General features: G+C 38.8%; 24 protein-coding genes. 14 read left to right on the plus strand and 10 right to left on the minus strand.

The window, feature by feature from the left end:
• The first annotated feature begins 2 nt into the window (after positions 1–2).
• The 8 genes from LCX93_RS03275 to LCX93_RS03310 are packed head-to-tail and all read left to right on the plus strand — an operon-like array spanning position 3 to position 8550.
• Positions 3–944 carry a chemotaxis protein CheV gene (locus LCX93_RS03275; RefSeq protein ID WP_151900861.1) on the plus strand — a complete coding sequence of 314 codons (942 nt, stop codon included), beginning with the start codon at positions 3–5 and terminating at the stop codon, positions 942–944.
• A gap of 11 nt (positions 945–955) precedes the next feature.
• Positions 956–3361, plus strand: a complete 2406-nt coding sequence (locus LCX93_RS03280) for a hybrid sensor histidine kinase/response regulator (protein ID WP_226068472.1) — start codon at positions 956–958, stop codon at positions 3359–3361.
• Positions 3361–3855, plus strand: a complete 495-nt coding sequence (locus LCX93_RS03285) for a chemotaxis protein CheW (RefSeq protein ID WP_226068475.1) — start codon at positions 3361–3363, stop codon at positions 3853–3855. Before LCX93_RS03280 ends, LCX93_RS03285 begins: the two co-directional genes overlap by 1 nt.
• Positions 3856–3867: 12 nt before the next feature.
• Entirely contained in the window at positions 3868–4974 is a 1107-nt protein-coding gene (locus LCX93_RS03290; RefSeq protein WP_226068477.1) for an MlaE family ABC transporter permease, read from the plus strand.
• On the plus strand, positions 4971–5708 hold the full coding sequence (locus tag LCX93_RS03295) for an ABC transporter ATP-binding protein (protein ID WP_226068479.1): 738 nt from the start codon (positions 4971–4973) through the stop codon (positions 5706–5708). The genes LCX93_RS03290 and LCX93_RS03295 overlap by 4 nt, the downstream gene beginning before the upstream one ends.
• Positions 5705–6667 carry an MlaD family protein gene (locus tag LCX93_RS03300; RefSeq protein ID WP_226068488.1) on the plus strand — a complete coding sequence of 321 codons (963 nt, stop codon included), beginning with the start codon at positions 5705–5707 and terminating at the stop codon, positions 6665–6667. The genes LCX93_RS03295 and LCX93_RS03300 overlap by 4 nt, the downstream gene beginning before the upstream one ends.
• A complete protein-coding gene (locus LCX93_RS03305; protein WP_226068490.1) occupies positions 6657–7274 on the plus strand; it encodes an ABC-type transport auxiliary lipoprotein family protein in 618 nt (205 codons plus the stop codon). The genes LCX93_RS03300 and LCX93_RS03305 overlap by 11 nt, the downstream gene beginning before the upstream one ends.
• A complete protein-coding gene (locus LCX93_RS03310) occupies positions 7264–8550 on the plus strand; it encodes an aminopeptidase P N-terminal domain-containing protein (protein ID WP_226068492.1) in 1287 nt (428 codons plus the stop codon). The genes LCX93_RS03305 and LCX93_RS03310 overlap by 11 nt, the downstream gene beginning before the upstream one ends.
• Here LCX93_RS03310 and LCX93_RS03315 read toward each other — a convergent pair.
• Positions 8522–8953, minus strand: coding sequence for a hypothetical protein (locus LCX93_RS03315; RefSeq protein WP_226068494.1), 432 nt, complete (start codon positions 8951–8953; stop codon positions 8522–8524). The genes LCX93_RS03310 and LCX93_RS03315 overlap by 29 nt on opposite strands.
• Positions 8954–9201: 248 nt before the next feature.
• Between LCX93_RS03315 and LCX93_RS03320 the strand changes: the two genes are divergently transcribed.
• Positions 9202–10437, plus strand: coding sequence for a diguanylate cyclase (locus LCX93_RS03320; RefSeq protein WP_226068497.1), 1236 nt, complete (start codon positions 9202–9204; stop codon positions 10435–10437).
• On the opposite strand, the gene LCX93_RS03325 is transcribed toward LCX93_RS03320, so the two are convergent.
• The 7 genes from LCX93_RS03325 to LCX93_RS03355 are packed head-to-tail and all read right to left on the minus strand — an operon-like array spanning position 10434 to position 18473.
• Positions 10434–10781, minus strand: coding sequence for a translation initiation factor (locus LCX93_RS03325; RefSeq protein WP_226068499.1), 348 nt, complete (start codon positions 10779–10781; stop codon positions 10434–10436). The genes LCX93_RS03320 and LCX93_RS03325 overlap by 4 nt on opposite strands.
• Positions 10774–10989 carry a DUF1653 domain-containing protein gene (locus tag LCX93_RS03330; RefSeq protein WP_226068501.1) on the minus strand — a complete coding sequence of 72 codons (216 nt, stop codon included), beginning with the start codon at positions 10987–10989 and terminating at the stop codon, positions 10774–10776. Before LCX93_RS03330 ends, LCX93_RS03325 begins: the two co-directional genes overlap by 8 nt.
• Entirely contained in the window at positions 10989–11837 is an 849-nt protein-coding gene (locus tag LCX93_RS03335; RefSeq protein WP_226068503.1) for a DUF5718 family protein, read from the minus strand. Before LCX93_RS03335 ends, LCX93_RS03330 begins: the two co-directional genes overlap by 1 nt.
• A gap of 2 nt (positions 11838–11839) precedes the next feature.
• On the minus strand, positions 11840–13447 hold the full coding sequence (locus LCX93_RS03340; RefSeq protein WP_226068505.1) for an ABC-F family ATP-binding cassette domain-containing protein: 1608 nt from the start codon (positions 13445–13447) through the stop codon (positions 11840–11842).
• A gap of 47 nt (positions 13448–13494) precedes the next feature.
• A complete protein-coding gene (locus LCX93_RS03345) occupies positions 13495–14766 on the minus strand; it encodes a GGDEF domain-containing response regulator (protein WP_226068507.1) in 1272 nt (423 codons plus the stop codon).
• Positions 14759–16711 (minus strand): sensor histidine kinase, encoded by a 1953-nt coding sequence (locus LCX93_RS03350; protein WP_226068509.1) that lies wholly within the window; start codon positions 16709–16711, stop codon positions 14759–14761. The genes LCX93_RS03345 and LCX93_RS03350 overlap by 8 nt, the downstream gene beginning before the upstream one ends.
• On the minus strand, positions 16701–18473 hold the full coding sequence (locus LCX93_RS03355) for a hypothetical protein (protein WP_226068511.1): 1773 nt from the start codon (positions 18471–18473) through the stop codon (positions 16701–16703). The genes LCX93_RS03350 and LCX93_RS03355 overlap by 11 nt, the downstream gene beginning before the upstream one ends.
• Positions 18474–18678: 205 nt before the next feature.
• On the opposite strand from LCX93_RS03355, the gene LCX93_RS03360 reads away from it, so the two are divergent.
• Complete coding sequence (locus LCX93_RS03360; RefSeq protein ID WP_226068513.1) at positions 18679–19044, plus strand: GNAT family N-acetyltransferase; 366 nt, start codon at positions 18679–18681, stop codon at positions 19042–19044.
• 252 nt (positions 19045–19296) lie between these two features.
• On the opposite strand, the gene LCX93_RS03365 is transcribed toward LCX93_RS03360, so the two are convergent.
• The gene (locus LCX93_RS03365) at positions 19297–19641 is read right to left on the minus strand and encodes a YchJ family protein (protein ID WP_193151392.1); all 345 of its coding nucleotides are present in this window, start codon (positions 19639–19641) and stop codon (positions 19297–19299) included.
• A 189-nt stretch (positions 19642–19830) separates the two neighbouring features.
• Here LCX93_RS03365 and pta point away from each other — a divergent pair, with 189 nt between their 5' ends.
• Both pta and LCX93_RS03375 read left to right on the plus strand, forming a co-directional pair.
• Positions 19831–21915 (plus strand): phosphate acetyltransferase, encoded by a 2085-nt coding sequence (pta, locus tag LCX93_RS03370; protein WP_226068515.1) that lies wholly within the window; start codon positions 19831–19833, stop codon positions 21913–21915.
• The gene (locus LCX93_RS03375) at positions 21912–22946 is read left to right on the plus strand and encodes an acetate/propionate family kinase (protein ID WP_226068517.1); all 1035 of its coding nucleotides are present in this window, start codon (positions 21912–21914) and stop codon (positions 22944–22946) included. Before pta ends, LCX93_RS03375 begins: the two co-directional genes overlap by 4 nt.
• Before the next feature lie 49 nt (positions 22947–22995).
• Here LCX93_RS03375 and LCX93_RS03380 read toward each other — a convergent pair whose 3' ends face one another.
• Positions 22996–23214: a cold-shock protein gene (locus LCX93_RS03380; RefSeq protein WP_151900841.1), complete on the minus strand. Its 219-nt coding sequence runs from the start codon at positions 23212–23214 to the stop codon at positions 22996–22998.
• A 247-nt stretch (positions 23215–23461) separates the two neighbouring features.
• Between LCX93_RS03380 and LCX93_RS03385 the strand changes: the two genes are divergently transcribed.
• A complete protein-coding gene (locus tag LCX93_RS03385; RefSeq protein WP_226068519.1) occupies positions 23462–23776 on the plus strand; it encodes a hypothetical protein in 315 nt (104 codons plus the stop codon).
• 67 nt (positions 23777–23843) lie between these two features.
• Positions 23844–25202 (plus strand): phosphomannomutase/phosphoglucomutase, encoded by a 1359-nt coding sequence (locus tag LCX93_RS03390; RefSeq protein ID WP_226068521.1) that lies wholly within the window; start codon positions 23844–23846, stop codon positions 25200–25202.
• Positions 25203–25233: the final 31 nt, after the last annotated feature.

Consider the following 25233-nt stretch of genomic DNA (forward strand, 5'->3'; position numbering starts at 1 on the left):
AGATGGATGAAAAGTCTTTAAAAGTTGGTTCCAATGAGATGGAACTTGTTGATTTTCGCATATTTAAACAGGAAAAAGACAAGGTTTATGAAGGTATTTACGGTATCAATGTCTCTAAGGTCAGAGAAATTATACGTTTGCCAAAACTGACAGAGCTGCCAAGTACACCGGAATTTATAGAGGGAATATTTGACTTGCGTGAAGTGGTCATTCCTGTTGTCAACCTGGCAAAATGGATGGGTGTTACTGAACCGGAAGATGCAAAGAAAAATGCCCGCGTCATTATTACAGAGTTTAACAATGTACTGATAGGGTTTATAGTCCATGAAGCAAAACGCATCAGAAGAATCAGCTGGAGTGATATAGAACCGGCAACTTTTATGAGCAGTTCCTCAGGACTTGAGAGCAATAAAATCACAGGGGTAACGAAGATAGAGGGTGACAATGTCCTTTTGATCCTGGACCTTGAAAGTGTTGTTCAGGATTTGGGACTGTATGAACCTGAAACAGATTCCGCACCGGAAAAAATAGAAACATTTTCAGGTTTGGCAATGGTGCTTGATGACAGTGCAACGGCTCGAAAAATTGTCAAAGATGCTCTGATGAAAATGGGCTTTCATGTTGTAGAAGCGATGGATGGAGAAGAGGGTCTTAATAAACTGAAAGATCTGTATGAAACATATGGAGACAATTTGGCAGATAATTTAAAAATTATTATTTCAGATGTTGAAATGCCAAGAATGGACGGTTTCCATTTTGCGGCAAAAGTCAAAGAAGATGAAAGGTTCAGTGATATTCCTATAGTCTTTAACTCCTCAATCAGTGATCATTTTAGTGAAACAAGAGGTGAGGAAGCCGGCGGGGAAGCTTATTTGGTTAAGTTTAAGGCAGGTGCATTTTTTGATGAAGTATCACGTATAGTACGTGCACATATGAAGAAATAGGGAGTATAAATATGGATGAATTTCAAGAGATACTGCAAGATTTTTTAGTTGAATCGTTTGAACTTGTTGAAAAGCTTGACGAAGATTTGGTCGAATTAGAATCCCGTCCGGATGATTTGGAGTTGCTAAACGGGATATTTCGTGTTGCGCACACTGTTAAAGGGGCTTCATCATTTTTAAATTTTGATACATTGACACATTTAACGCATCATATGGAAGATGTTCTCAACAAAGCCCGTCACGGAGAGTTGAGTATAACGCCGGATGTTATGGATGTTATTTTAGAATCAATTGACCTCATGAAAGCATTGTTGGAAAAAATTCGTGATACAAGCAGCGATGACGGCATAGATGTGGCCGCCTGTGTCGCAAGACTTGACAAAATAAGCAACGGTGACCTTTCAGGACTTGCCGATGCCGCAGCAGCACAGGAAAAAGAAGAACAAGAGCCTGCGGCAGCTGAAAAAGAGACTCAGGAAGAAGAACCGGACTATGACAATATGGATCCTGATGAGATAGAAGCTGAAATAGAAAGACTTTTGGCACAGCGCCAGGCCGAAGACAGAGCCAAAAGAGAAGCAAAAATAGCCGCGGGTGAAGAAGTGCCTGTGATGCCGCCGGAACCGAGTGAAGAAGAGCCGAAAAAAGAAGAAAAACAAGAGAAAAAAGAAGAAGCTCCAAAGGCACCGACTCCGGCTCCTGTCTCACAAAATAAAAAAGCATCGCAAAATACTTCTTCTGAGGATCCAAAGGCGGCAGCACCGGCAAAACGTGCACCTGCCACGGTTGAGCAGACGATTCGTGTCGATGTAAAGAGACTTGACCATCTTATGAATCTAATCGGTGAGCTTGTTTTGGCAAAAAACAGACTGATTAAAATCAATGATGATGTTGAAGAGCGTTATGAGGGAGAAGAGTTTTTAGAAGAGCTCAATCAGGTTGTTTCCATTGTTTCTCTTGTAACAACTGATTTGCAAATTGCGGTTATGAAAACCCGTATGTTACCAATTGGAAAGGTTTTTAACAAATTCCCTAGAATGATTCGAGATCTTTCCCGTGAACTTAACAAAAAGATTGAACTTGTTATTTCAGGGGAAGATACAGAGCTTGACAAATCAATTGTGGAAGAGATCGGGGATCCGCTTGTGCATATTATTCGTAACTCCTGTGATCACGGTATAGAAACCCCGGAGGAGCGTCTTGCAAAAGGAAAACCGGAAGAGGGTACGATTACACTCAAAGCCTATAATGAGGGTAACCAGATTGTTATTCAGATAGATGATGACGGGAAAGGACTTGATCCGGAGATGCTCAAACAAAAGTCTCTTGAAAAAGGCATCATCACTGAAAAAGAAGCAGAGCAGATGAGTGACAAAGAAGCTTACACGCTCATCTTTAAACCGGGTTTTTCAACAGCTGCGGCTGTGACAAGTGTATCAGGACGTGGTGTCGGGATGGATGTTGTCAAAACAAATATCGAAAAACTCAACGGTATCATAGATATTGACAGTGAAATAAACAAGGGTACTTCTATAAAACTGAAAATTCCACTGACTCTGGCAATCATTCAGGCACTTCTTGTGGGTGTTCAAGAAGAACATTATGCCATTCCTTTAGCTTCTGTTCTTGAAACGGTCAGAATTTCAAAAGATGAAATATACACAGTAGAGGGACGTTCTGTCATGCGATTGCGTGATGATGTTCTTTCTTTGGTGCATATAGGGGATATTTTTGAAGTTGAACGTATTTTGGATGCAAGTGAACATGCCTATGTCGTTGTTTTGGGACTCGGAACAAGCAAACTGGGGCTTATTGTAGATATTTTGGTAGGACAGGAAGAGATTGTTATCAAGTCTCTCGGTGAATATCTCAAAGGCATTGAAGGGATTGCGGGAGCTACCATCCGTGGAGACGGAGGTGTGACACTTATCGTTGATGTCGTGGCGCTTATGGATATGGCCAAAGAGACAAAATCAACACAAATAACAGCAACTGCTGAATCTGTTATGACAGAAAAAACAAAGGCGAGTGACTATACTATCATGATAGTCGATGATTCAAAAACAGACAGAACCATTATGCGAAAAGCACTTGAACCTATGGGGGTTACCATTGTTGAAGCAAGTGACGGACAAGAAGCACTTAATCTCCTCAAGTCAGGAGACTATAATGTTGATGCGATGCTTATTGACATTGAAATGCCAAGAATGGACGGATATACACTTGCCTCAGAGATCAAAAAATACAACAGATATAAAAACCTGCCGCTTATAGCCGTCACATCAAGAACAAGTAAATCTGACCGTATGCGCGGGGTTGAGTCCGGTATGGTTGAGTATATCACAAAACCTTATTCTGCCGACTATTTGGCAAGTGTTGTACAGAGAAATGTTAACTTTAAACCGGAGTTTTTATAATGAGTGATAAATTAAAAGAGATTATTAACAAACAGGCTGAACAAAATGACAGTGTTGTTGACCAGCTCGATGATGTGGTACAGCTTGTCGGATTTGTCATAGGGGATGAAGAGTATGCGGTGCCTATTCTTTCCATTCAGGAGATTATCAAACCTTTTCCATGGACAAGAGTTCCGCAGGTTCCAAAATATGTTCTGGGTGTGTTTAATCTTCGCGGTTCTGTTATTCCGCTTATAGATCTGCGTACAAAATTTGGACTGCCTCCTAAAAAACAGAGTGAAGAGACACGCTTTATTGTGATGCGTAACGGTTCTGATGTGGCAGGATTTGTGATAGACAGACTTACAATGGCAATTCGCATTAAAAAAGAAAATGTGGGACCGCCGCCTGATACTGTCAACGGTGATGATACTATTATAGACGGTGTGGGAAAGCAGGCAGATAAAATTATTACTATTTTAAAAGTAAACAAACTTTTAGAAAGAGATTTTTAGCCCTTTTGTCTCATGCCTGAAAACCTACTGTGCACTACCATTGAGAAAGAGAGTATTTCCCTTGAATTTTCGGGGGAATTGACACTCTACAATCTTCATCAAGCCCAAGAATCCATTGCAAAAATCGGGCTCTCAAATTTTAAAAAAATTACTGTTGATTTAAGAGATGCCTCTTATCTTGATACCGCTTTTGCTCTTTTTTTAGCTGACCTGCAAGAAGAGTACCATGCGAAGATAGAGTCTGCAAATACAAACTTTTTGCATACACTTGCATTGACCAAAGAGCATAAAAAAAAGCTCGATAAAAAATACAAACCTCCAAAAGAAAATATATTAGAGTATGTGGGAAAAACATTTTATCGCTCCTACCTTTCATTTGTCTCTTTTATGGAGTTTATCGGGAAGGTCTTCATCTCTTTTTTACTCTATTTTAAAAGTGTCAAAAATATTCGTTTTAAAGAGATTGCATTTGAAATCAATGAAAGTGCACTGCGCGCTCTTGGCATTGTAGCATTGACAAGCTTTCTGATTGGTTTGGTGACAGCCTATCAGGCAGCTTACCAGCTTCAGCGATACGGAGGCAATATTTTTATAGTGGATATGATGGGTATTTCTATATTCAGAGAACTTGCTCCCTTGATTACGGCAATAGTCATCGCTGGAAGAAGCGGTTCAGCCTATACGGCACAGATAGGGGCGATGAAAATCACACAGGAAATTGATGCCATGCGAACTATGGGCTTTGACCCCTATACATTTTTGGTCTTGCCAAGAATTGTTGCGCTTGTTGTCATGCTGCCGATACTCATTTTTGTAGCAGATATTATGGCTATGCTCGGAGGCATTATCGTTGCTGATTTGAGTCTGGATTTGCCACCGGCACTTTTCATAGACAGACTGCAAGAGGTAGTGGCGATGAAACATTTTTACGTGGGACTAATCAAAGGACCGTTTTTTGCATTTTTGATTGCTTCTATCGGTATCTACAGAGGCTTAATCGTCAAAGATGATACACAAAGCATAGGATACAATACTACAAAAAGTGTTGTCGAGTCACTCTTTGCCGTCATTGTATGTGATGCGGTTTTTTCTATAGCCTTTACAAATCTGGGGATATGATGGAACTGATTAAAGTAAGCGGTGTCAAAACAGTTTTTGGTGACAAAGTAGTGCATGACGGGCTCAATTTACATGTAAACGAAGGTGAAATTTACGGGCTTTTGGGACCAAGCGGCTGCGGAAAAACAACACTGCTGCGTGAAATGGTGATGCTGCAGGAGTTTCAGGGAGGAAGTATTGAAATTTTGGGACAGAAAATAGAGAGTGTCAGTGAAAGCCAGGCACAGGAACTCAGGCGAAAATGGGGTGTGCTGTTCCAGTTTGGTGCGCTTTTTTCTTCTTTGACCCTGGCAGAAAATATTGCGTTGGCGCTGCGGGAGTATGCAACACTTTCTGAAAAAATGATAGAAGAAATAGTGGCATTTAAACTTGATTTGGTAGGATTAAAACCAAGTGATGCATTTTTGTATCCTTCGCAGATAAGCGGAGGTATGCGAAAAAAAGCGGGGATTGCCAGAGCCTTGGCGATGGATCCCAAACTGCTTTTTTTGGATGAGCCTACAAGCGGGCTTGATCCGATTTCTGCCAGAGAGTTCGATGAACTTATCTTGCAGTTGCGCTCCATGCTCGGACTTACTATGGTAATTGTCACACATGATTTACATTCTATATATAATACTTTGGATAGAATGGCTATAATTGATAATAAAAAAATTGCCTATGAGGGCAGTTTAGAAGAGGTTACTTCTGTGAAGAATGATTTTATACAAACTTTTTTTAGAGATAAAACATGAACAATAAAGTAAATTATACATTGGTAGGGTTTGTCGTTTTGTTGGGAATGCTCAGCATACTCGGGTTTGTTTACTGGATGCTCAAACCTGAAAAAGCAGAGGCGACACAGAACTACATTATATATTTTAATGAATCGGTGTTGGGACTTAATCTTGATGCACCTGTGAAATACAAGGGTATAAAAGTAGGCAAAGTAATACGCTTGCGCATTAATCCGAAAAACACCGAACAGGTGGAAGTGACAGTCAGTATGCTAAAGACGACACCCGTAAAAGAAGATACGGTGGCGAAGCTCACCGCACAGGGCATTACCGGACTGAGTTATATAAATCTGACAGAGGGAAGCAATAATGCACCGCCGCTTAAAGCAAAAAAAGGAGAAATCTATCCTGTAATCAAGTCAGCTCCTTCTTTTTTCGCAAATGTGGAACAGTCACTGGATTCGGTCTCTGAACTGTTGCTTATGACGCTTGACAGAACAAATGAGCTGTTGAGTGAAAAAAACCAGGAACAGTTTTCTAGATTTTTGCATGAAAGTGCTATGGTTATGGCAAAAATTGATACAATACTTGATGAAAAAACCATTGCACACCTGCAATCGAGTGCGGAAAATATGGAACATATCACAGCCCAGATTGACAAAAGTATTCCTAATATGAATAAATTAGTCGAACACAGCATTGCATGGGAAAAGAAAATCAATGACTCTTTTTCTAGTATCAAACAAACATATCTGGAAATGGGACAGATTATGAATGATATGGCAAAATCTTTTTCTGATGTACAGAATAATGTTGAAGATATCACAGTGCAGTCAGTACCGTTGATTAACAGCACAGTGACACAAATGCAACAGACATTGATAAATTTAGATGAACTGTTAGAACATTATGACCGCAGTCCGAGTGATATTTTGTATAAAAAAGAAACAGAAAAAAGGGGACCTGGTGAAAAATAGACTATTAATTGTATGGCTTACATGTATCGCGGTAATAACAATTACCGGATGCACATCGCCGACACCGGCGCAGAATCAGTACAGACTCAACCTACAGACAAAAGCAGTAAAAGTACAGACAGGCAAATGTCGACAAAAAACACTCAAAGTAGAGCACTCTTTTGGTGACAAACTTTATATGTCCTTGAAAATGTACTATGTAGAGGGAAAATATGCACAATACTCTTATGCCCAATCAAGATGGGCACAGACGCCAAATGATGCTCTAACATATGCTGTTACAGAGTATTTGCGAGCTATGAATCTTTTTAAGAGTGTGCAAAGTGCAGACTCAAAAACAAAAAACGACTACAGACTGGAAATAAATATAGAAGATTTTATGCAGTATTTTGATGAAAACGAAAAGAATTCTTTTGTCAATGTTGTCATTACATGTAATCTGGTTGATGAAGCAAGTCATAAAACAGTAGCGACAAAAACTTTTCATTTCAAACAAAAAACTTTGTCAGATGATGCAAAAGGCGGGGTTATTGCACTCAGCAATGCCTTAGATGAAATTTTAAAAGAGTGCGGCTTATGGCTGCAGGGAGTATGTCTTGATAAGTGAAAAAGAGTATAAACAAAGAAGAGTACGCCTGGGACGTCAACTGAAACCTTTTAGTGTGGCTGTTTTGTTTAGTGCAGAGCCAAAAACGCGTTCCAATGACACACAATATCCATACCGACAAAACAGTAATTTTTACTATATGAGCGGTTTCACAGAAGATAATTCTGTTTTGGTTATTGTAAAAGGTGCAAAAAAATTTCACACTTTTTTGTTTGTTGCCAAAAAAGACAAAACGCAGGAACTCTGGCATGGAAAAAGGCTGGGAAAAGAGAAAGCCAAAGAGTTTTTCATGGTGGATAATGTTTTTGAAATTGATGAGTTTGAAGCAAAACTCAAAGAGTATGTACAAAACAAGGCACATATTTATCATGATTTTAAGCTTGAATATGCAAAAGTCAAAGTTTTAAAACGACACAGTAAAAGCATACAAAGTTATGAAAATCTGGCGACATATATTGAAAAAATGCGTCTCATAAAGTCAAAATCTGAGATTAAGCTCATCAAAAAAGCTATAAATATTACAAAAAAAGCACACCATAAAGCGATGAAATTGAGTGCGAAACTGCATTATGAGTATGAACTGCAGGCAAATTTAGAGTATATTTTCAAAAAAAACGGTGCCTACAGTGATGCCTATACATCTATTGTAGCCTGTGGAAACTCTGCCAATACTCTGCATTATGTAAACAATGATAAAAAATTGATGCAAGGGGATCTGATACTTATAGATGCCGGATGTGAATATAAGTATTATGCAAGTGATATTACACGAACAATACCAGTCAGCGGAAGTTATACAAAAGCACAAAGAGAACTTTATGACATGGTTTTACATGTACAAAAAGAGATTATAAAGATGATTTCTCCGGGTGTGTTTAAAAGTGCACTGCAGAAAAAATCCGAAGAGTTGCTGTGTCAGGGAATGATAGATTTGGGAATATTGCATGGAGAACTCAAAACACTGCTAAAAGAAAAAGCACACAAAAAATACTATCCGCACGGTATCGGACACTGGATGGGGCTTGATGTGCATGATGAATGTCCCTATAAAAAACCAAACGGCAAAGAGATTCCCCTGCAACCCGGTATGGTTATGACCATAGAACCCGGCATTTACCTTGATGCAGCAGATGTAACTATTCCTAAAAAATACAGAGGTACAGGCATAAGAATCGAAGACAATATTTTAGTTACAAAAAATGGCTGTGAAAACCTCTCTTCACATATAGCAAAAGAGATAAATGAAATTACTCGTAAGAGTAACTCCAGCCGGTAAGATTCTCTTTTTTGGCTTCATCAAAGGCATCTGAATCTGCCAAAAAATCCATGACATGCATGACTGTATAGGGAATACTTTTTTGATCTTCCGGCTTTACCAGTAACATAGGCATAGGTGTCTCCTGTGCCTTGCTGAGTGCAAAGCCCACAGGCATAAGCTGACTCATGAGTTCTGCAGGTTTGCCTATTTTATGCTCCTGTAAAAATTTTTTTAGTACGGCATCCTGAATATCTTTTGGTAGTGCTTCTTCTGTATTTAAAAAGATTGTAAAGTGTATGGGTGTCTGTTTGAAATGATCCGGTGCCGGTGCCGCCATAATGATGTACTCTACATTTTTCAAATGTTCTTTTATCTGTTGTTGGTTGAGATATTTGTCTGTTTTGATTGCCTGGGCTTTCATATTGCTCTTTTTTTATGACAGAATGTCAGTTTTTTAAATCTGTTTAGAATTTTAACATAAATTAGTAATCTTTTTTAGAACCCATGTGTCAAAAAAGTTTAAACAGCCGGCACTGAAGTACCGGTTCCGAAAAAGCATTAATTTTCTTAACTTAATGGTATTAATCCTTCAGGGTGGGCGGAGAGTGGCAGGAAAGTTTGAAGATGGTACAAGATATGCTTAATTATTTGTATCAAAGAAGGACATTTATGCAGTTTATCGAAGCACTTAAACTTAGAAGTAAGCTTTTTTTTCTTTTTCTTTTGATTACTGTCGGGCTGTTTGCTCTTGGATTCATAGGAACAAACTACGTTAATGCAATGAAAAAAAATATGGATTCTTTGTACTTTGGTTCTTTGATACCTGTAACAGAGTTAAACGAGATAGTCAAAACATACAGTTACGACCTGGCGGCTACCGTTTACAAGGTGCGAAGAGGTGAAATCAGCCCCAGTGAGGCAGCTTTTAAAATAGAAACATCTCTGGAATATATCAATAAAAAATGGCAAAGTTATAAGTCTCATTTTAAGACAGAAGAGGAATTGTATTATCTGGAATATGCTGATTTGGAAATTAATCGTGCCAATAATTATTTTTCCAAAGTGCTAAAAGCCGTGAAAGCTTCCAAAAATTTAGCGCATATATCAATTACAACACTTGAAAAAAAAGTTGAGACAATTCATAATGTTTTAGAAAAGCTGATCAATTATGAAGTAAATATGGCAAATTATGAGAGAAAAAAGTTTTTATATACCTATGATTCAATTTTGCTGAAAATCGGTACTTCACTCGGGCTTATTATTGTGGGACTGCTGATCATTCTTTTTTATGTGTTTGAGAGTATCCAAAAAGATCAGACAAGACTTGAAATTGCAGCGAAGAAACTCAAACTTGTCAATAAAAAGCTTGAAAATGCCTCTTATACAGATTCTTTGACAAATCTTCACAACAGAAGATATTTTAATTTCATCTATGAGAGAGAAGTCAAGCGCGCAAAACGAAACAAAGCCTATATTACATTTATGATGCTTGATATTGACTATTTTAAACAATATAATGATACCTATGGGCATATTGCAGGAGATGAAGCACTTAAAAGTGTTGCAAAGGTTTTAAAAGAGAGACTCAAACGCCCGGGAGACTATGTTTTTAGACTTGGCGGTGAAGAGTTTGGAGTACTTATGAGTGATACGAGTGAGACTAACAGCGCAAATATTGCCAGAGAAATCTGCAATGCAGTAAGAGGACTTGAAATAAAACATGAAGCTTCAAAAGTAAATGAGTATCTTACACTCTCTATTGGTGTTGTTTGCTGTATAGCAGATGAAGCGCTGGATGAAGATGTATTGATTTCACGGTCTGATGAGATGCTTTATGAAGCAAAAGAAGCCGGAAGAGACAGGTATGTAATAACTTCAAATGCCTCAAAGGCAAAAATTGCCTAGTGTCCGTTTTTGAAACGGAACTTTTCTTCAGTTAAAAGCGGGCGAAGCTTTTCTTTTATATCTCCTTGAAACTCCATCCAGTTTTCTTTAAGAGTGCCTCCGCAACCAAGCTTTTTTTTCAGTAATTTTAAGAGGAGTGTCAGTTCACTTTTTGGTCTGTGGAATTCTCCAACCAGTGTAACTGTTTTGCCTCTGCGTTTTTCTTTTTTAAAAAGTAAAATATGTTTAGCAGGTTCTTCCGTAATATTTGAACTTTTTGGAGGGCTGGGATGATGAACTTCCGTCCAGCTGTCATCATTTATGCTCGCACCGATAAAGATATCGAGTTTTTTTCCTCTACTCATTTTTTTCTCCAAGATAGCGAAATCGGGGTTGTATACAACCTTTGACAGATAAAGTTTCAAAAAACATACTGTAAGGTCGTACCCAGAGCCCTTCGTCTCCATACAAGGCGCGATAAAGAACCATAAGTTCTTCTGTTTCAGAGTGTCTTACGGTCTCAATCACTTGATACCTTTTGCCTTTGTAGTGTTCATAAATACCTGTTTTCATCAGCAAACGCTCTGTGCCAAAATACTCATCTGTTCTTGTGTGTAATTTTTATTATGAAGTGTATCTGTGACATCGCGCAGGGAGTGTGTTTTGTGGTTGTATAGAACAACAAATAGCTCATCCCCTTTTTGTAAAAAAGTAGTCTCTCCATAGGGCGTATAGCGTGTAGCCCCTATGCTGATAAGCGCTTTTTTTGGGTAGTTACATGTAGCTGCATAGCTTTTTATATCTTCGAGCGGTCCAAAATCTTTTTGGGTATTTATTTGCTTGCATATCCATTGTGTGAGTTTTTTATACAAGTAGCTGTAACCGTTAAGTGCTACATTTTCGCCATATGGATGCAAGGCATCATTGCGACGTAAAAAACTGCAGATGCTGAAGTCATCCATCACGCCACCCTCTTCAAATTTGTCAATAGAAATGAGTTGCGAAGCAAATCCTTTGGAGTTTTGTCCCCAGTTTTTTTTGTCACTGATTTTTTGGGCACCGTTTACACGAATAGAGCAGTCGTTATATGCCCCGAATGATGTTGGTTTGATAGCCGTGATTTGTCCGTTTTGGTAGGTCAGTTCACACAAAAGTCCTACCTCGGGTTCTGCCTGGACATTGACATCTTCTTTTGGCAGTTGTATCAGTGTAGAAGAAAGCGGATAGGTAAAAAGCAGCTCACGCGGGCGAGAAGTCTCTCTCTTTTTTTCACAGGGCAGGTAGAAAGGAAAAAGCCCTTTTGGCGCGGCCTCATCCTCTGTGACAATATTTTTGAACTCTTCAAGCTCTCCGGCCTGGGCAAGGTGCAGGGCAAAATTGCCGGCGATTCCCAGACCCAAATACTCTTCGTACTTCTTCATTTTCAGAGTGTTCCGGCTTCTTTGGCAGCAGCAAACTCTTCATAGCTTCCCTGAAAGTCGGTATAGGTATGATCATCATGCAGTTCTATGATGCGTGTGGCAAAAGCGTCAAGGAGTTCACGGTCATGCGAGACACAGATAACATTGCCCTTAAATTCATGCAGTGCTTCACCAAGGGCAACAATCGCTTCAAGGTCAAGGTGGTTGGTCGGCTCATCGAGCACTAAAAAGTTTCCACCCTCAAGCATCATTTTGCTCAGCATCATTCGGTGTTTTTCTCCTCCCGAAATCGCTTCGACATTTTTCTCCTGCTGTTCTCCGTTAAAAAGCATTCTTCCGAGGCAGTTTCTGATTTCTGATATTTCACGTTTGGGATCAAAAGCACGCAGCCAGTCATAAAGTGTACCGTCACCTTTGATAATGTCTGCTGTATCTTGTGGAAAATAGGAAGACTCGATTGTTGCTCCCCAGGTTACACTGCCGCCACAGCTTGGTTTGAGTTCTTCCATAATAATTTTGATCAGTGTAGTCTTTCCTACACCGTTTCCACCGATAATGGCGATTTTTTCACCCGGATTTACTTTAAAAGTGACATCTTTTAAGACTTCATTGTCTCCGTATGAATGGCAGATATGCTCAACATTTAAGGCTTCATCTCCCATGACTCTTTTTGGTTTGAAAACGATAGAAGGATCACGGCGGGACGACGGCTTCATCTCTTCGATATTTAATTTTTCAAGCTGTTTCTGTCTTGATGTTGCCTGTTTTGCTTTTGATGCATTCGCACTAAAACGACGAACAAAAGCTTCTAACTGTTCTTTTTCTTTGAGTTTTTTTGCATTGTCGAGTTCCATCTGTTTTGCCATGACATTTGCCGCAATATACCAGTCATCATAGGTACCGGTAAATTCACGGATTTTTTGATAATCTACATCAAGAATGTTTGTGACTACTGCATTGAGAAAGTGTCTGTCATGCGAGATGACAACCATTGTACCCTCATGTCTTTTGAGTTCGTTTTCGAGCCAGCTGATTGTTTCAATGTCGAGGTTGTTGGTCGGCTCATCAAGAAAGAGAACATCAGGTTTTGGATAAAGTACCTGGGCCAAAAGAACCTTGAATTTGTCTGCAGAGTCAAGTGTGCTCATCAGTTCATTGTGCTTTTCAGCCGCAATGCCGACATTTTCTAGGATTTTTGCAATGTTTACATCGTATTCATAAGTCGGATCTTCTTCCACACAGATAGTTTCAAGTTCAGCAAGACGGTTGTTGACAGCTTCGTCTTCAAAATCACCGGACATATAAATTTCTTCTTTTTCTTTGATAGCATCGTACAAACGTCTGTTTCCGTACAAAACAGCATCCATAATTGTAAAATCTTCATAAGCATATTGATTTTGTCCTAAAACGCCGACTTTGTTTTGTTTTGGGATGATAACTTCCCCGTCATATTCATTGATTTGACCTGAAAGAATTTTCAAAAATGTTGTTTTGCCGGCTCCGTTTGCTCCGATAAGACCATATCTTTTGTGACGGTCAAGTTTTAAGTTTATGTCTTGAAAAAGCACTCTGTTTCCAAAGCGCATAGTTAAATTTTGTACTGTTACCATATTGTTTAGCCTATATAATATTTTTCGCGATTATATCTAAAATATGGTTAAAAACAGACTACTTGATTTCGTCCATTTGCTTTTGCCTCGTATAAAGCCTGATCAACGCGTTTTAAGAGTGATGTCTCCTTTTCTGTGTTTATGTACTCTGTAACGCCAATACTTACTGTAATTTTTTCTACATGTTCAAAAGAATGTTCTTCTACCCTTTTACGTATTTTTTGGGCAAGTTCCATGGCCTGCTCAGCATTTGTATGGGGAGCCAGCAGCATAAACTCTTCTCCGCCCCATCGTCCGAAACTGTCCGTTTTTCTTATGGTTTGTAAAACAATACGACTCAACTCCTGCAAAACATAATCGCCTACATCATGTCCATAGGTGTCATTGACATGCTTAAATTTGTCTATGTCAAGCATAAGCAGGCTGAAAACTTCACCGTATCGTTTTGTTCTTTTTATTTCATCTTCTATCAGTGTTGACATTTTATAGCGATTATAGAGGCCTGTAAGCGCATCTTTGGTTGCAAGTTTTTGAAGTTCTTTTTCCAGGGCAACCCTTTGTGTTATATCACGGCTTGTAGAGACAAAGTAGCGCACTTTCCCATTTTTATCTTTTATGGGAGAGATGATTTTTTCATCATAGTACAGACTGCCGTCTTTTCTTTTGTTGATTAAAGTATTTTGGTAGGTTTTCCCGTCCAGGACAGTTTTCCATAAATTACCATAAAATTTTTTTGAATGTTCTCCTGATTTGAGTATACGGTTGCTTTTTCCTATAAACTCACTCTCTTCATATTGGGTATTCTCGGTTGCAGCAGGATTTACATAAATGATTTTTCCGTCTACATCTGTAATCTGTACCATTTCATGCATCTGTTCTACAGCCTGCGAAAGAAGTTTCAGCTTCTCTTCGCTCTCTTTGAGTTGCTGTGCCGCTCTTTCATTTTGTATGCGTTGTATAAGGGTTTTTAATTTTTCATTAACAGCATCCAAATCTACCGGTTTGAGAATGTAGCCGTCTATTCCAAGATTAATGGCTTTGTGTAGAAATTCACTGTCATTGTGAGCGGTTATAAGCATAATAAGTTGGGAAGGATTGATTTTTTTGATGGCTTCAGCCATCTCAAGCCCACTCATTTTTGGCATACGGATATCTGAAATGACAATATCAGGATGGTGTTTTTTGTACAAAGAGAGCCCTTCTTCTCCATCTTTTGCAATATAAAGCTTCGTGCAAAAACGCTGTAAAAAGCGTGAGAGCATCTCTCTTACATGTGCTTCATCTTCCACATACAATATAGTAATATCATTCTTACTCATCAAAGTCTATCCTAAATTCTACACCTTCACCGGTGTTTTTTACGCTCAGTTTTGCGTTCATATTTTCTTCTATCATCATTTTAGACATATAAAGACCCATTCCTGTTCCTTTGCCCTGTTCTTTTGTCGTAAAGTAGGGCTCAAAAACCCTGCCTATAACCTCTGGAGTGATTCCACCACCATTATCACGTACTATTACTGTATGATTCTTTAAAACAATTGTAATTTTAGCGTCACTGATATTTCTTTCAAGTAAAACATCTTTTGCATTGTTGATAAGATTTAAAATAACCTGCTGCAGTTCATTTTTGTAACCGACTATTTCAAAATCTTCACCAAGCAGCGTAACTTTGATATTGTTGTTTTGCAGTTGTGCCTTTTGAATAGAGAGCACTCTTTGTACCGCCTCTTTTACACTGAATCGTTCCTGTGTTTTGTCAACCCGGTAAAAATTTCTAAAATCGTCAATAGTATCGGACATAAACTGAATTACTTTTTTTGTTGATTTTATAAAGTCATCAAGATACTCTTTTGTAATTAATCCGTCTTCATAATCATATTTGAGATTTTGAACGGCTATGCTTATCTCATTAAGCGGTTGTCTCCACTGATGGGCAATGGCGCCTATCATCTCTCCCATGGATGCAAGTTTACTCTGCTGTTGGAGTGTTTCAAGCTGTCTGATATTTTCCTTTGTTTTTTCTTTCACGAGTTGTTCGAGTGTTTCATTGAGTTTGTTAAGCTCTTCGGTGCGTTCTTTGACTTTTTTCTCGACATCTTTTTTTGACTCCTCTAACTTTAGAAGCATAATCTGCAGAGAGTCTGCCAACTCTTCTATTTCATCATGTGTATGAATAGTATTGAAGTCAATATTGTTTTTTGAAGTATCATCGGCAATGGCTTTTGCGGCCTGGGTGATTTTACTCAGCGGTGTAATAAGCCGACGGACAAGTATAAGAGATACCAAAGCAATAAGCAGGGAGACCAACAAACTGTAAAGAGCAAGTGAGCGAATAAAATTTTCATAGTCTTTTTGTAAAAAACTGCTTGTAGATGTAAGTGCAATGTATATGAATTTATCTTTTGCATAGTGAAGTGTTGTATAGGTAAACAGTATATCATCTTTGTAGTAACTCTGTTTACTCAGGTCAAAATCATAATCAAGTCTGTACTCTTTGTGTCCAAACACATATCCGAATGTTTTGCTTTGGTCCTTGTTGTAAATATAGTATTTGTTTTTGTCCGCAAGATAGATATTTTTAGGACTGTTTTTGTCATCATATTGTTTAATCACCCGAAAAAGTTTATTGATATTTGCATTGATGATGAGCATACCAAAGAGTTTTTTATCAATATATATTGGTAAAGAGATGCGAATAGTCGGTGTAAGCGGATAGGAAAGCTGTCCATACTCTTCATTGAGTGTTATATCTGAGACAGAAACCTCCTCTGGGGGGAGTTTTATTGTTTCTTGAAAGTATTTTTTTGCTGCTTTGTCCTGTAAGAGACTCTTTTTTTGAATATGTACTCCCTGCTTGTCCTTATAGGTGACAAGGAGTTCCCAACCGGTTTTATATAAAAGACGGATGTTGAAATAGGCATCGTTATGCGATAAAAGAGCGATAAAGTTTTTTTCAAGAGAAGACTGTATCCCTTCTAAGGTTCTGTTTGTTTTTTTATCATAATTGTAAGGATTGTAAAATGCCCGTGAATATGCTGCAACATCTTCATTTTTTGAGAGAACTTTTGCATCATAAATAACCTGTTTGATGTCATTGTGAATGCTTTCTTTGTTTTGTTTGAGTTCAAAGTTGAGATGTTCAAGGGAGTTTTCTTTTGAATACTGCATCATAAGAGAAAAAGATAAAAAGACAATCACAAGCATTCCGACTGTGGCAATGATAAAAGTGCCGATGGCAACCTTTGTTGAGAGACTAATGCGCATAGGTACTGTCTTTGAGAATTTTTTGTGCGAGTTTGTTTGTTGCCTCTAAGACACTAAAAACATCTGAGGGTGTTTTGTTCTTTGGTGTTTTTTGTGAGAGCACAGTTGTATGCTCCTGTATGTTATAGTAAACGCGCAGTTCTGAAACAGTTCCGCTGATGAGACGCAAGGCATTATATACAGAGTTCGGTGTGATGATTTTGTCACGCGGAATAGTCAGTGTTGCAGAATTGAGATTGCCTCTTTTTTTAATTTTTGTAAGTGTCTGCATCAGTTGTAGACTTTGCATAAAGACATCAGAGGGAGCTTTTGATTCATACTTCAGCAAAGGAATAAGCATCTGTTTGTGCGTCAAATGATAACTGACAGTCTGGATGTTTTTGTAGAGTTTGACAGCAAGAATATAGGTCTCATTCGGAGTATACTCCTGGTTTAAAATTGTGTCAAGCTCATACGATATTTTCCATAAGAGATTATAAACATCAGAAGGTGTTTTGTCCTGGTAGATTTTTTTCTCGAGGTAGTTTCTGTAGGAGATAAAATTATAATTATATTTTTTTGTATTGTAAACAAGGTTGATTTCATCATCAAGCCGTAAAATGAGTTCATATACCTCACTTGGTGTTATTTTTGTATTTGGTGCATCAGGGATTTGTGAGGGGTAAAATCCTTCGAGTGATTTTAGTTTTGCTGTTTTTTCCAAATCTTCAAGACCCTTTACATAGACATAAATAGGCTCAAGTCCATATACATACGGTACTTTTTTTGCTTTGAGCTGGATGCCTCTTCTCTCTTTGATTCGCATAATTTTATGCAAAATATATTCGCTGAGTGCATACACTTCATTCGGTGTTTTGATAAGTGATTTTTGTGGATACTGATTGAGCGGATGAGAAAAATCAAAAGTAGGCAACAGGGCTTTTGCATACTCAAGATTTTGGACGACATCCGAAGGTGTCTTTTTTGTTTGGAGTTTTTTTGGTGGAAAACTTCTTTCTATTCCCAAACGGCGAGAGAGTCTGTTGAGTTCTGCTTTGACGGTTTGGAGTGAATCATACACTTCTGTGGGAGAGATGACTTTATGTTTGGCTTTTGGAACAGGTACGGGTGTCATCCAGAGTTTTTTTTCAACTTCACTTATCTTTTTTATCAAATCTATTGAGGCATAGAGTGCATGATTTGGATGAAGGTTTGGTCGTTTTGGCGGCATTTTTACATCACTGTACTCTCTTTGTGAAGCGCGTAAAAACTCAATACGCTCAAGAATCTGCTGTGACTGGATATAGACATCACTCGGGGTAAATCCCTGTCCCAGCAACTCATCGAAACCAAGAGAAACTGTCCAGAGCACTTGGTAAACATCACTCGGTGTTTTGTCTTTGTACTGTCTGTAAGCAAAGTACTTTTTTTGGTTTTTGAGCAGGTAGTGAATCTCTTCTTTGAGTCGTATGACATTGTTGTATACATCCTGCGGGGTAATTTTTCTTGGAGGGACAGGCGGAATGGCAATAGGACCAAAGTTATGTATTTCTCTGTATTTGTTTACTTTTGTCAATACCTCAAGTGTTTTTTGAATAACATGCCGCGGCAGTTTGTTATGTTGCTGCTCAACTTCTTTAAGCGGTTTTGTGATGCCGTTTTCTTTGCGCAGTGCTTCAACCATCTGTTTGAGTACAATAGACTGGGAATAGACATCAGAAGGTGTCTTTACCGAAGCATATAAAAATATCCCAAAGAGTAAAAAAAGCTGTATAAATTTCATATTTTTCCCGTTTTCTTTTCATTATAAAACAAAAAACTTTTGTACCTTCTTAAATACAGACTTTTAGACCGGAACAGTCGGCACTGCAGAAAAAAATTTAGTTTTTTCACAAGTCACACTTGAGCCTTAAAAGTACAGATTCCTTTGCATTGTCGGCTTTGTCTCTTAAACCCCAGCTTCTGCGTTTATGTGCTACAATAACATCATGCAAATAAGAGAAATGACACTCAAAGAACTTTACCCCGTGTATGATCTGGTAAAACAGCTTTACACAGAGCTGAACTACGATGAATTTGAAGACCTTATATATGATATGCGACACATGGAATATAAGATGTTCGGTATTCTTGAACGCGGTGAACTGGTCTGCTACGGAGGTGCAGCGGTGCAGACAAGCCTCTGCCATAAAAGACATCTGTATGTTTTTGATTTGGTCACGGATGAAAAACATCGTGAAAAAGGCTATGCCAAAATGATGCTGGAATATCTGCAGGATTATGCCAAAACTGCCGCCTGCGAAAAACTTGTACTCTCCTTCAAATGGCAAGGAAAAAATGTTATTCAAGTGTAGAAATTTAATTTTTCTTAGTCATGCTTTAGTATAAGAAAGTATCGACTATTTGTTACTTGTCTGCCACTCTCGCCCGCACTGAAGTACGGGTTTCTCTGTATTTCGGAATCGGTACTGTAGTGCCGACTGTTTGTTTCTGCCCTGCCACTTCTAGCCCACCCTAAAGGATGGGTTCCTTTTGTGTTTCGGAATCGGTACTTCAGTGCCGACTTTGTGTCTTAACTGTGTAAAACCTGCATAACAAACAAATATTCAGCCACAGCACTTTTTGTATTTTTTGCCACTTCCGCAGGGACAGCTGATATTTCGCTCTATTTTGGAGTTGTAAAGCGTTCCGTCTTTATATTTCCATTGGCCGTCTTCCTGCACAAAAAAACTTTTTTCATGCAGTACATGTAAGGTGTCGTTTTCTTTGTAATAGGCTTTAAACTCGACCGTGTCTGCCGTTACATGTAACACATCCAGCCTCAGCCACTCCAACTCAGGCGTTTGCTGTAACTCTTCAACTGTTTGTGAAACAGAAGTCTGCGCCAAATATTCCCAGTCTTTTTTGACAAATGCCTCGTATCTGCTTATCATTAACTCTTTTGGTGTCATAAAAGTTCCGTTTTTTAGATAGAATTATACTGTATATCCAACTGTTTTTGGGATTTTGAACTTTTACAGCCTAACAGTCGGCACTAAAGTACCGATTCCGAAATACAAAGGAACGCAGACTTCAGTCTGGGCCGGCATGGATTTTAAGCTGAAAAGGCAGGGTTAAAATCTTGCTATCAAGGGAAAAATATGAAGATAAAATCACTCTATATCGCCGCACAGGAAAAAAATGCCGGGACACTCTTTGTTTCCATGGGGATGATGGAAATACTCAAGCGTAAACTGCATCGTGTTGCTTTTTTTCGCCCGATAATCTTTGATAAAAACATACGTGACGGCGATATAGACTTCATTTTACAGCGTTATAATCTCGATATAGACTATGCAGCGTGTTACGGTTTTGACATTAAAGAAGTCGAAGAGATGATCTCCAAAAAAGAGGACAACCTTCTGATAACCCGCCTTATAGACAAATTTAAAAAGCTTGAACGTGAGTATGATTTTGTACTGTGTGAAGGGATTCGGCGTTCTTTTTTAACCTCGACCATCAGTTATGATTTAAATGTCAAAATCGCCCAAAATTTTGCCGCACCCGTGATAACCGTCATCAAAGCCGACAGTTCCACAACAAAAGAGATATATGAAAATGTTTTGATTGAAAATGAGTATCTGACTTCTGAGGGATGTACCCATTTCGCCACCTTTGTCAACAGAGTCCATGAAGAACAGTATCAAGAGTTGCAAAAAATGTTTGAAAAAGTGCCTTATACCATTTATCTTTTAAAAGAGGTGCGGGAGTTGAATCTGCCTACGATAGAGGATGTGATGGAAACACTTGGTGCAAAAAAGGTCCTGTTTGAGAGTTATGATCATACCAGAGTGATAAAAAATGTCAAAGTTGCAGCGCTGACACTCGATAATTTTTTAGAACATATCGAAGAAGAAGATCTGGTCATTGTTCCGGCTGACAGATCTGACATTATTTTAGGGCTGTTTGGAGCCTTGCACTCTTCAAGTTATCCGAATATTGCTGCGATTATTTTTCCTTTTAGCATGAAGCTTAATAAAAATATTCAAAAACTCATAGAAGGGCTCAACAGCTTCAAAGTACCGATACTCTGCGTCGATACCGATACTTTTGAAACAGCAAGAGATGTCATGAAAGTGCACTCAAGACTGCGTGCTCATTCTGAACGAAAAATTGCACTTGCTTTGGGACTTTTTAACAGCAGTGTGGATATAAAAAGTATAGAAGAAAAGATAGCAACAACCTACAGTGATATTATGACGCCGCAGATGTTTGAATACAAACTTTTTTACATGGCGTCGCAAAACAAAAAAAGAATTGTGTTGCCCGAATCAAGTGATGAACGTATTTTAAGAGCAGCGGAAATAATTTTAAGAAGAGGGGTTGCGGAGATTATTTTTATAGGCGATGCAGAAGAACTCAAAGGGCGTTATCTGCGTTTGGGTCTTGATTTGTCCTCGGCAACTATAGTCAATCATCTCTCATCCCAGTTGATAGAAAAGTTTACGGATGTTTTTTACGAGCTGAGAAAGCACAAAGGTCTGACAAAAGAGGCAGCCAAAGATGCGATGTTGCATGTAAACTACTTTGCCACAATGATGGTACAACTCGGCTATGCCGATGGTATGGTAAGCGGTGCCATTCATGCAACGGCAGACACCATTCGTCCCGCTTTACAGATTATAAAAACAAAACCGGAGTTTTCTGTTGTTTCAAGTGTCTTTTTTATGTGTCTCAAAACAAAAGTGCTCGTCTACGGGGATTGTGCCATTAATCAAGATCCCGATGCACAGACACTGGCCGAAATCGCCATTGCGTCGGCGCAAAGTGCCAAAATGTTCGGTATTGAACCAAAAATTGCCATGCTTTCATACTCGACGGGGGAGAGCGGGCATGGCTTAGATGTTGACAAAGTAAGAACTGCCACACAAATTGTACGCCAAAAGCGACCGGATTTACTTGTCGAAGGGCCTATTCAGTACGATGCGGCCATTGACAAGGCAGTCGCAAAAATCAAACTGCCATATTCAAAAGTGGCAGGGGAAGCGACGGTATTTATCTTTCCGGATTTAAACACAGGCAACAATACCTACAAAGCCGTGCAACGCTCAAGCGGTGCCATCGCCATCGGCCCTGTTTTACAGGGTTTAAACAAGCCGGTCAATGATTTAAGCAGAGGCTGTCTGGTAGAGGATATTGTCAATACGGTAGCCATTACAGCCATTCAGGCGGGAGAAAACGAATGAAAATAGCCGTCATAAACTGTGGAAGTTCTTCACTGAAATTTAAACTTTTTGAGATGCCGGATGCCAAGGTGTTACGCAGTGAACTTGTTGAGCATATCGGTGAGGAAAATTCGCCGATACAAAATCATTTTGAAGCGATAGAGTCTTTACATGTAAACTTTAGTGAGATTGATGCGGTAGGACACAGAGTCGTACACGGCGGTGAAAAGTTCAGAGCTTCTGTTTTGATAGATGATGCAGTGGTACAAACAATCAGAAAACTGATTCCTTTGGCACCTTTGCATAATCCGGCGAATCTCGAAGGCATAGAGGTTGTTTTGCAAAAAGCACCGAATATTCCCCAGATAGCTGTTTTTGACACGGCATTTCACGCAACACTCAAAAAAGAGGCCTTTGTGTATGCCCTGCCGTATGCTTTATATGAAAAACATGACATCCGTCGTTACGGTTTTCACGGCACTTCGCATGCCTATTTACTCCGTGAGGCAGCCGCTCGTTTGGGAAAAAAAGTACAAGAGACGAATATCATTACGTTGCATTTGGGGAACGGTGCGAGTGCCTGTGCCATAAAAAAGGGCAAAAGTTGTGATACCTCTATGGGATTTACTCCGCTTGAAGGGCTTGTGATGGGTTCACGCTGCGGTGACCTTGACCCGGCTATTGTTTTGTATTTGCAAAAGTCTTTACATGTAAGCGCAGAGGAAATAGATGAAATATTAAATAAAAAATCGGGACTGCTCGGGCTGTGTGGTGAAAATGATGTACGAAACATTGAAAAACGCACAGATGAGGCGGCAAAAATGGCAATGGATATAATGGTGCGACGGATTCAAAAGTATATAGGTGCGTATATGGTCCTGCTTGAGGATGTTGATGCCATAGTCTTTAGCGGTGGTATAGGAGAAAATTCTTCTTATGTACGTGAAAGGGTTATGAATAATAAAATATTAAAAAATATAAAATCATTGGTTATAAAAACAGATGAAGAGTTGCAAATAGTAAATGAGTGTTTGGAAGTTTTAAAAAAATAGAAAGTTTACACAGGCATAAAAGCCTGTATAAGATGTGTGAAGTTAACTACTAAAGAGGAGTTACGTTCTCAGCCTGTGGGCCTTTTTGACCTTCACCAACTTCGAAAGTTACTCTTTGACCTTCTTCTAATGAAACACGTCCACCACCATTGTTGTTCACTTGACGGAAATGTACGAATACATCTTTTCCACCATTGTCTTGTTCTATGAAACCATAACCTTTTTCGTCGTTAAACCATTTAACTTTACCGTCTTGTAATTCTGCCATTGTCTAGCCTTGTATATTTATTTTGTCAAAAAATTGGGAGAGTCTTTAGGAGGTTTTAACACATAGATCAAAAAACACACTAAAGATGAATTCACGCCTCATCTTTCACTTGGCAACAGTATATCAGCTTTTTTTTAAATAACCAAGAAAATTTGTAAATTTCAATAAATTCTTTTTATATTTAAGGTTTTTTTATCAAAAACCGATATTACAAATGTAGAAAAAAATTATTGAGAGGGCAATATTTATGGAGATATCTTCAAACAGTGCAATTCAAAATCTATACACAAACAAACTCTCTGCTGATGATGTCAAAGCGATTAAAAAAGAGATAGCACAAAATATGAAAGAGATAGCCTTACATGTAAACGAAAAGCCAAACGGCGTAGATGAGACAATCAATAAAATAGTTTCCAATTTCCAGGATTTTCAAAAGTTTTTAGAGAGTGTAGGCTATGACGGTAAAAAATCCATAGCCGATTTGTCAAAGGAAGAGGGCGAACGTATGCTTCAAAAGATGTTTGAAAAGGCAGATTTTCAAAAGCTTGACATAAAAGTATAAACGAAAAAAGTAATATTTAATGAATATTTATGTAAAATCTCTGTAATAATTTTACAAGGCTGAACAATTGAGCATCTACAGAGAATACGATATACGCGGAATATACGAAAAAGAGTTAAACGAAGAGAGTGTGACAAAAATAGGCTATGCACTTGCATCTAAAATCAACGGTGAATATGTGGCGGTGGGGTATGATGCCAGAAGCCACTCGCCGATTCTTTTTGAGTATCTGGTGGCAGGGCTCAATGCAGGTGGAAAAAAAGTCCTTGACATGGGGCTTGTGCCGACACCGGTAAACTACTTCACAAATTATCAGGAGTGGGATGGTATCGTACCTTCGGCTTCTGTGATGATAACAGGATCTCATAATCCGAGTGAATACAACGGTTTTAAGATTACGGTAGACAAAGCGCCGTTTTTTGGGGAAGATATTTATGCGCTTGGGCGTGAGTGCGAGACGATGCAAATGCCGCCAAAAGTCCAAAGAGATGTTAAGAAAATAGAGGCGAAAGAGCGTTATATTGACTTTATGGTCAATGAGTTTCAACACCTTAAAGGTATGCAAACAAAGATAGTCTATGATTGCGGCAATGGTGTGGCAGGTGTTGTGCTGCCTGAAATCTTTGAAAAACTGGGCTTACATGTAAAGGGTATATATGTAGAGCCTGACGGAACTTTTCCAAATCATCATCCGGATCCTTCGGTAGAAGAGAATCTCAAAGATGTCAAAGCCCTGCTTGAAAAAGAGGGGGATATTGCTTTTGCGTATGACGGAGATGCAGACCGTATAGCGGTACTTACACACAAAAACAACATCAAAGGCGATATGATGGCACTTTTATATGCCATGAAGATGGATAAGCCGACAGTTGTGGGTGAAGTAAAATGCTCGCAGGTGATGTATGATGAGTTGGAGCGCCGCGGGGCAAAGGCTGTGATGTATAAAACGGGACATTCAAATCTCAAAGTCAAAATGAAAGAAATCAATGCGGATCTGGCATGTGAAGTGAGCGGACATGTCTTTTTTAAAAACCGTTATTTTGGTTATGATGATGCGATTTATGCAACACTCAGAATGTTGGAACTGGTACATGAGGGGATAGATTTAGATGCAGAACTTGCAAAACTGCCTAAAGTCTACTCAACGGAAGAGATAAAAGTACAGACAACAGAAGCCCAGAAATTTAAAATCATAGAGAGGGTAAAAGAGTTACTGCAAAATCCGCCTGCCGATTTTCCTCGTATCAAAGATATGATAGATGTGGACGGCGTACGTATAAACTTTGAAAAAGGCTGGGGTTTGGTCCGTGCAAGTAATACGACACCGGTTTTGGTAACACGTTTTGAATCCACAGACAAAGAAGAAGCAAAACGTTATGAAACTGCCATCAATGATTTGATAAATAAAGCAAAAGAAAGTTTATAATTTATATATATAATAAAGATTAGTTAAACTT

Source organism: Sulfurimonas sp. SWIR-19 (assembly GCF_020410885.1).
Lineage (GTDB): Bacteria > Campylobacterota > Campylobacteria > Campylobacterales > Sulfurimonadaceae > Sulfurimonas > Sulfurimonas sediminis.

Coding starts and splice junctions, on each gene's coding strand:
- LCX93_RS03335 (WP_226068503.1), bottom strand. CDS start 11,837: ATGAAGAAGTACGAAGAGTATTTGGGTCTGGGAATCGCCGGCAATTTT.
- LCX93_RS03340 (WP_226068505.1), bottom strand. CDS start 13,447: ATGGTAACAGTACAAAATTTAACTATGCGCTTTGGAAACAGAGTGCTT.
- LCX93_RS03385 (WP_226068519.1), top strand. CDS start 23,462: ATGGAGATATCTTCAAACAGTGCAATTCAAAATCTATACACAAACAAA.
- LCX93_RS03380 (WP_151900841.1), bottom strand. CDS start 23,214: ATGGCAGAATTACAAGACGGTAAAGTTAAATGGTTTAACGACGAAAAA.
- LCX93_RS03315 (WP_226068494.1), bottom strand. CDS start 8,953: ATGAAAGCCCAGGCAATCAAAACAGACAAATATCTCAACCAACAACAG.
- LCX93_RS03295 (WP_226068479.1), top strand. CDS start 4,971: ATGATGGAACTGATTAAAGTAAGCGGTGTCAAAACAGTTTTTGGTGAC.
- LCX93_RS03280 (WP_226068472.1), top strand. CDS start 956: ATGGATGAATTTCAAGAGATACTGCAAGATTTTTTAGTTGAATCGTTT.
- pta (WP_226068515.1), top strand. CDS start 19,831: ATGAAGATAAAATCACTCTATATCGCCGCACAGGAAAAAAATGCCGGG.
- LCX93_RS03290 (WP_226068477.1), top strand. CDS start 3,868: ATGCCTGAAAACCTACTGTGCACTACCATTGAGAAAGAGAGTATTTCC.
- LCX93_RS03320 (WP_226068497.1), top strand. CDS start 9,202: ATGCAGTTTATCGAAGCACTTAAACTTAGAAGTAAGCTTTTTTTTCTT.
- LCX93_RS03285 (WP_226068475.1), top strand. CDS start 3,361: ATGAGTGATAAATTAAAAGAGATTATTAACAAACAGGCTGAACAAAAT.
- LCX93_RS03275 (WP_151900861.1), top strand. CDS start 3: ATGGATGAAAAGTCTTTAAAAGTTGGTTCCAATGAGATGGAACTTGTT.
- LCX93_RS03345 (WP_226068507.1), bottom strand. CDS start 14,766: ATGAGTAAGAATGATATTACTATATTGTATGTGGAAGATGAAGCACAT.
- LCX93_RS03350 (WP_226068509.1), bottom strand. CDS start 16,711: ATGCGCATTAGTCTCTCAACAAAGGTTGCCATCGGCACTTTTATCATT.
- LCX93_RS03355 (WP_226068511.1), bottom strand. CDS start 18,473: ATGAAATTTATACAGCTTTTTTTACTCTTTGGGATATTTTTATATGCT.
- LCX93_RS03300 (WP_226068488.1), top strand. CDS start 5,705: ATGAACAATAAAGTAAATTATACATTGGTAGGGTTTGTCGTTTTGTTG.
- LCX93_RS03365 (WP_193151392.1), bottom strand. CDS start 19,641: ATGACACCAAAAGAGTTAATGATAAGCAGATACGAGGCATTTGTCAAA.
- LCX93_RS03325 (WP_226068499.1), bottom strand. CDS start 10,781: ATGAGTAGAGGAAAAAAACTCGATATCTTTATCGGTGCGAGCATAAAT.
- LCX93_RS03330 (WP_226068501.1), bottom strand. CDS start 10,989: ATGAAAACAGGTATTTATGAACACTACAAAGGCAAAAGGTATCAAGTG.
- LCX93_RS03360 (WP_226068513.1), top strand. CDS start 18,679: ATGCAAATAAGAGAAATGACACTCAAAGAACTTTACCCCGTGTATGAT.
- LCX93_RS03375 (WP_226068517.1), top strand. CDS start 21,912: ATGAAAATAGCCGTCATAAACTGTGGAAGTTCTTCACTGAAATTTAAA.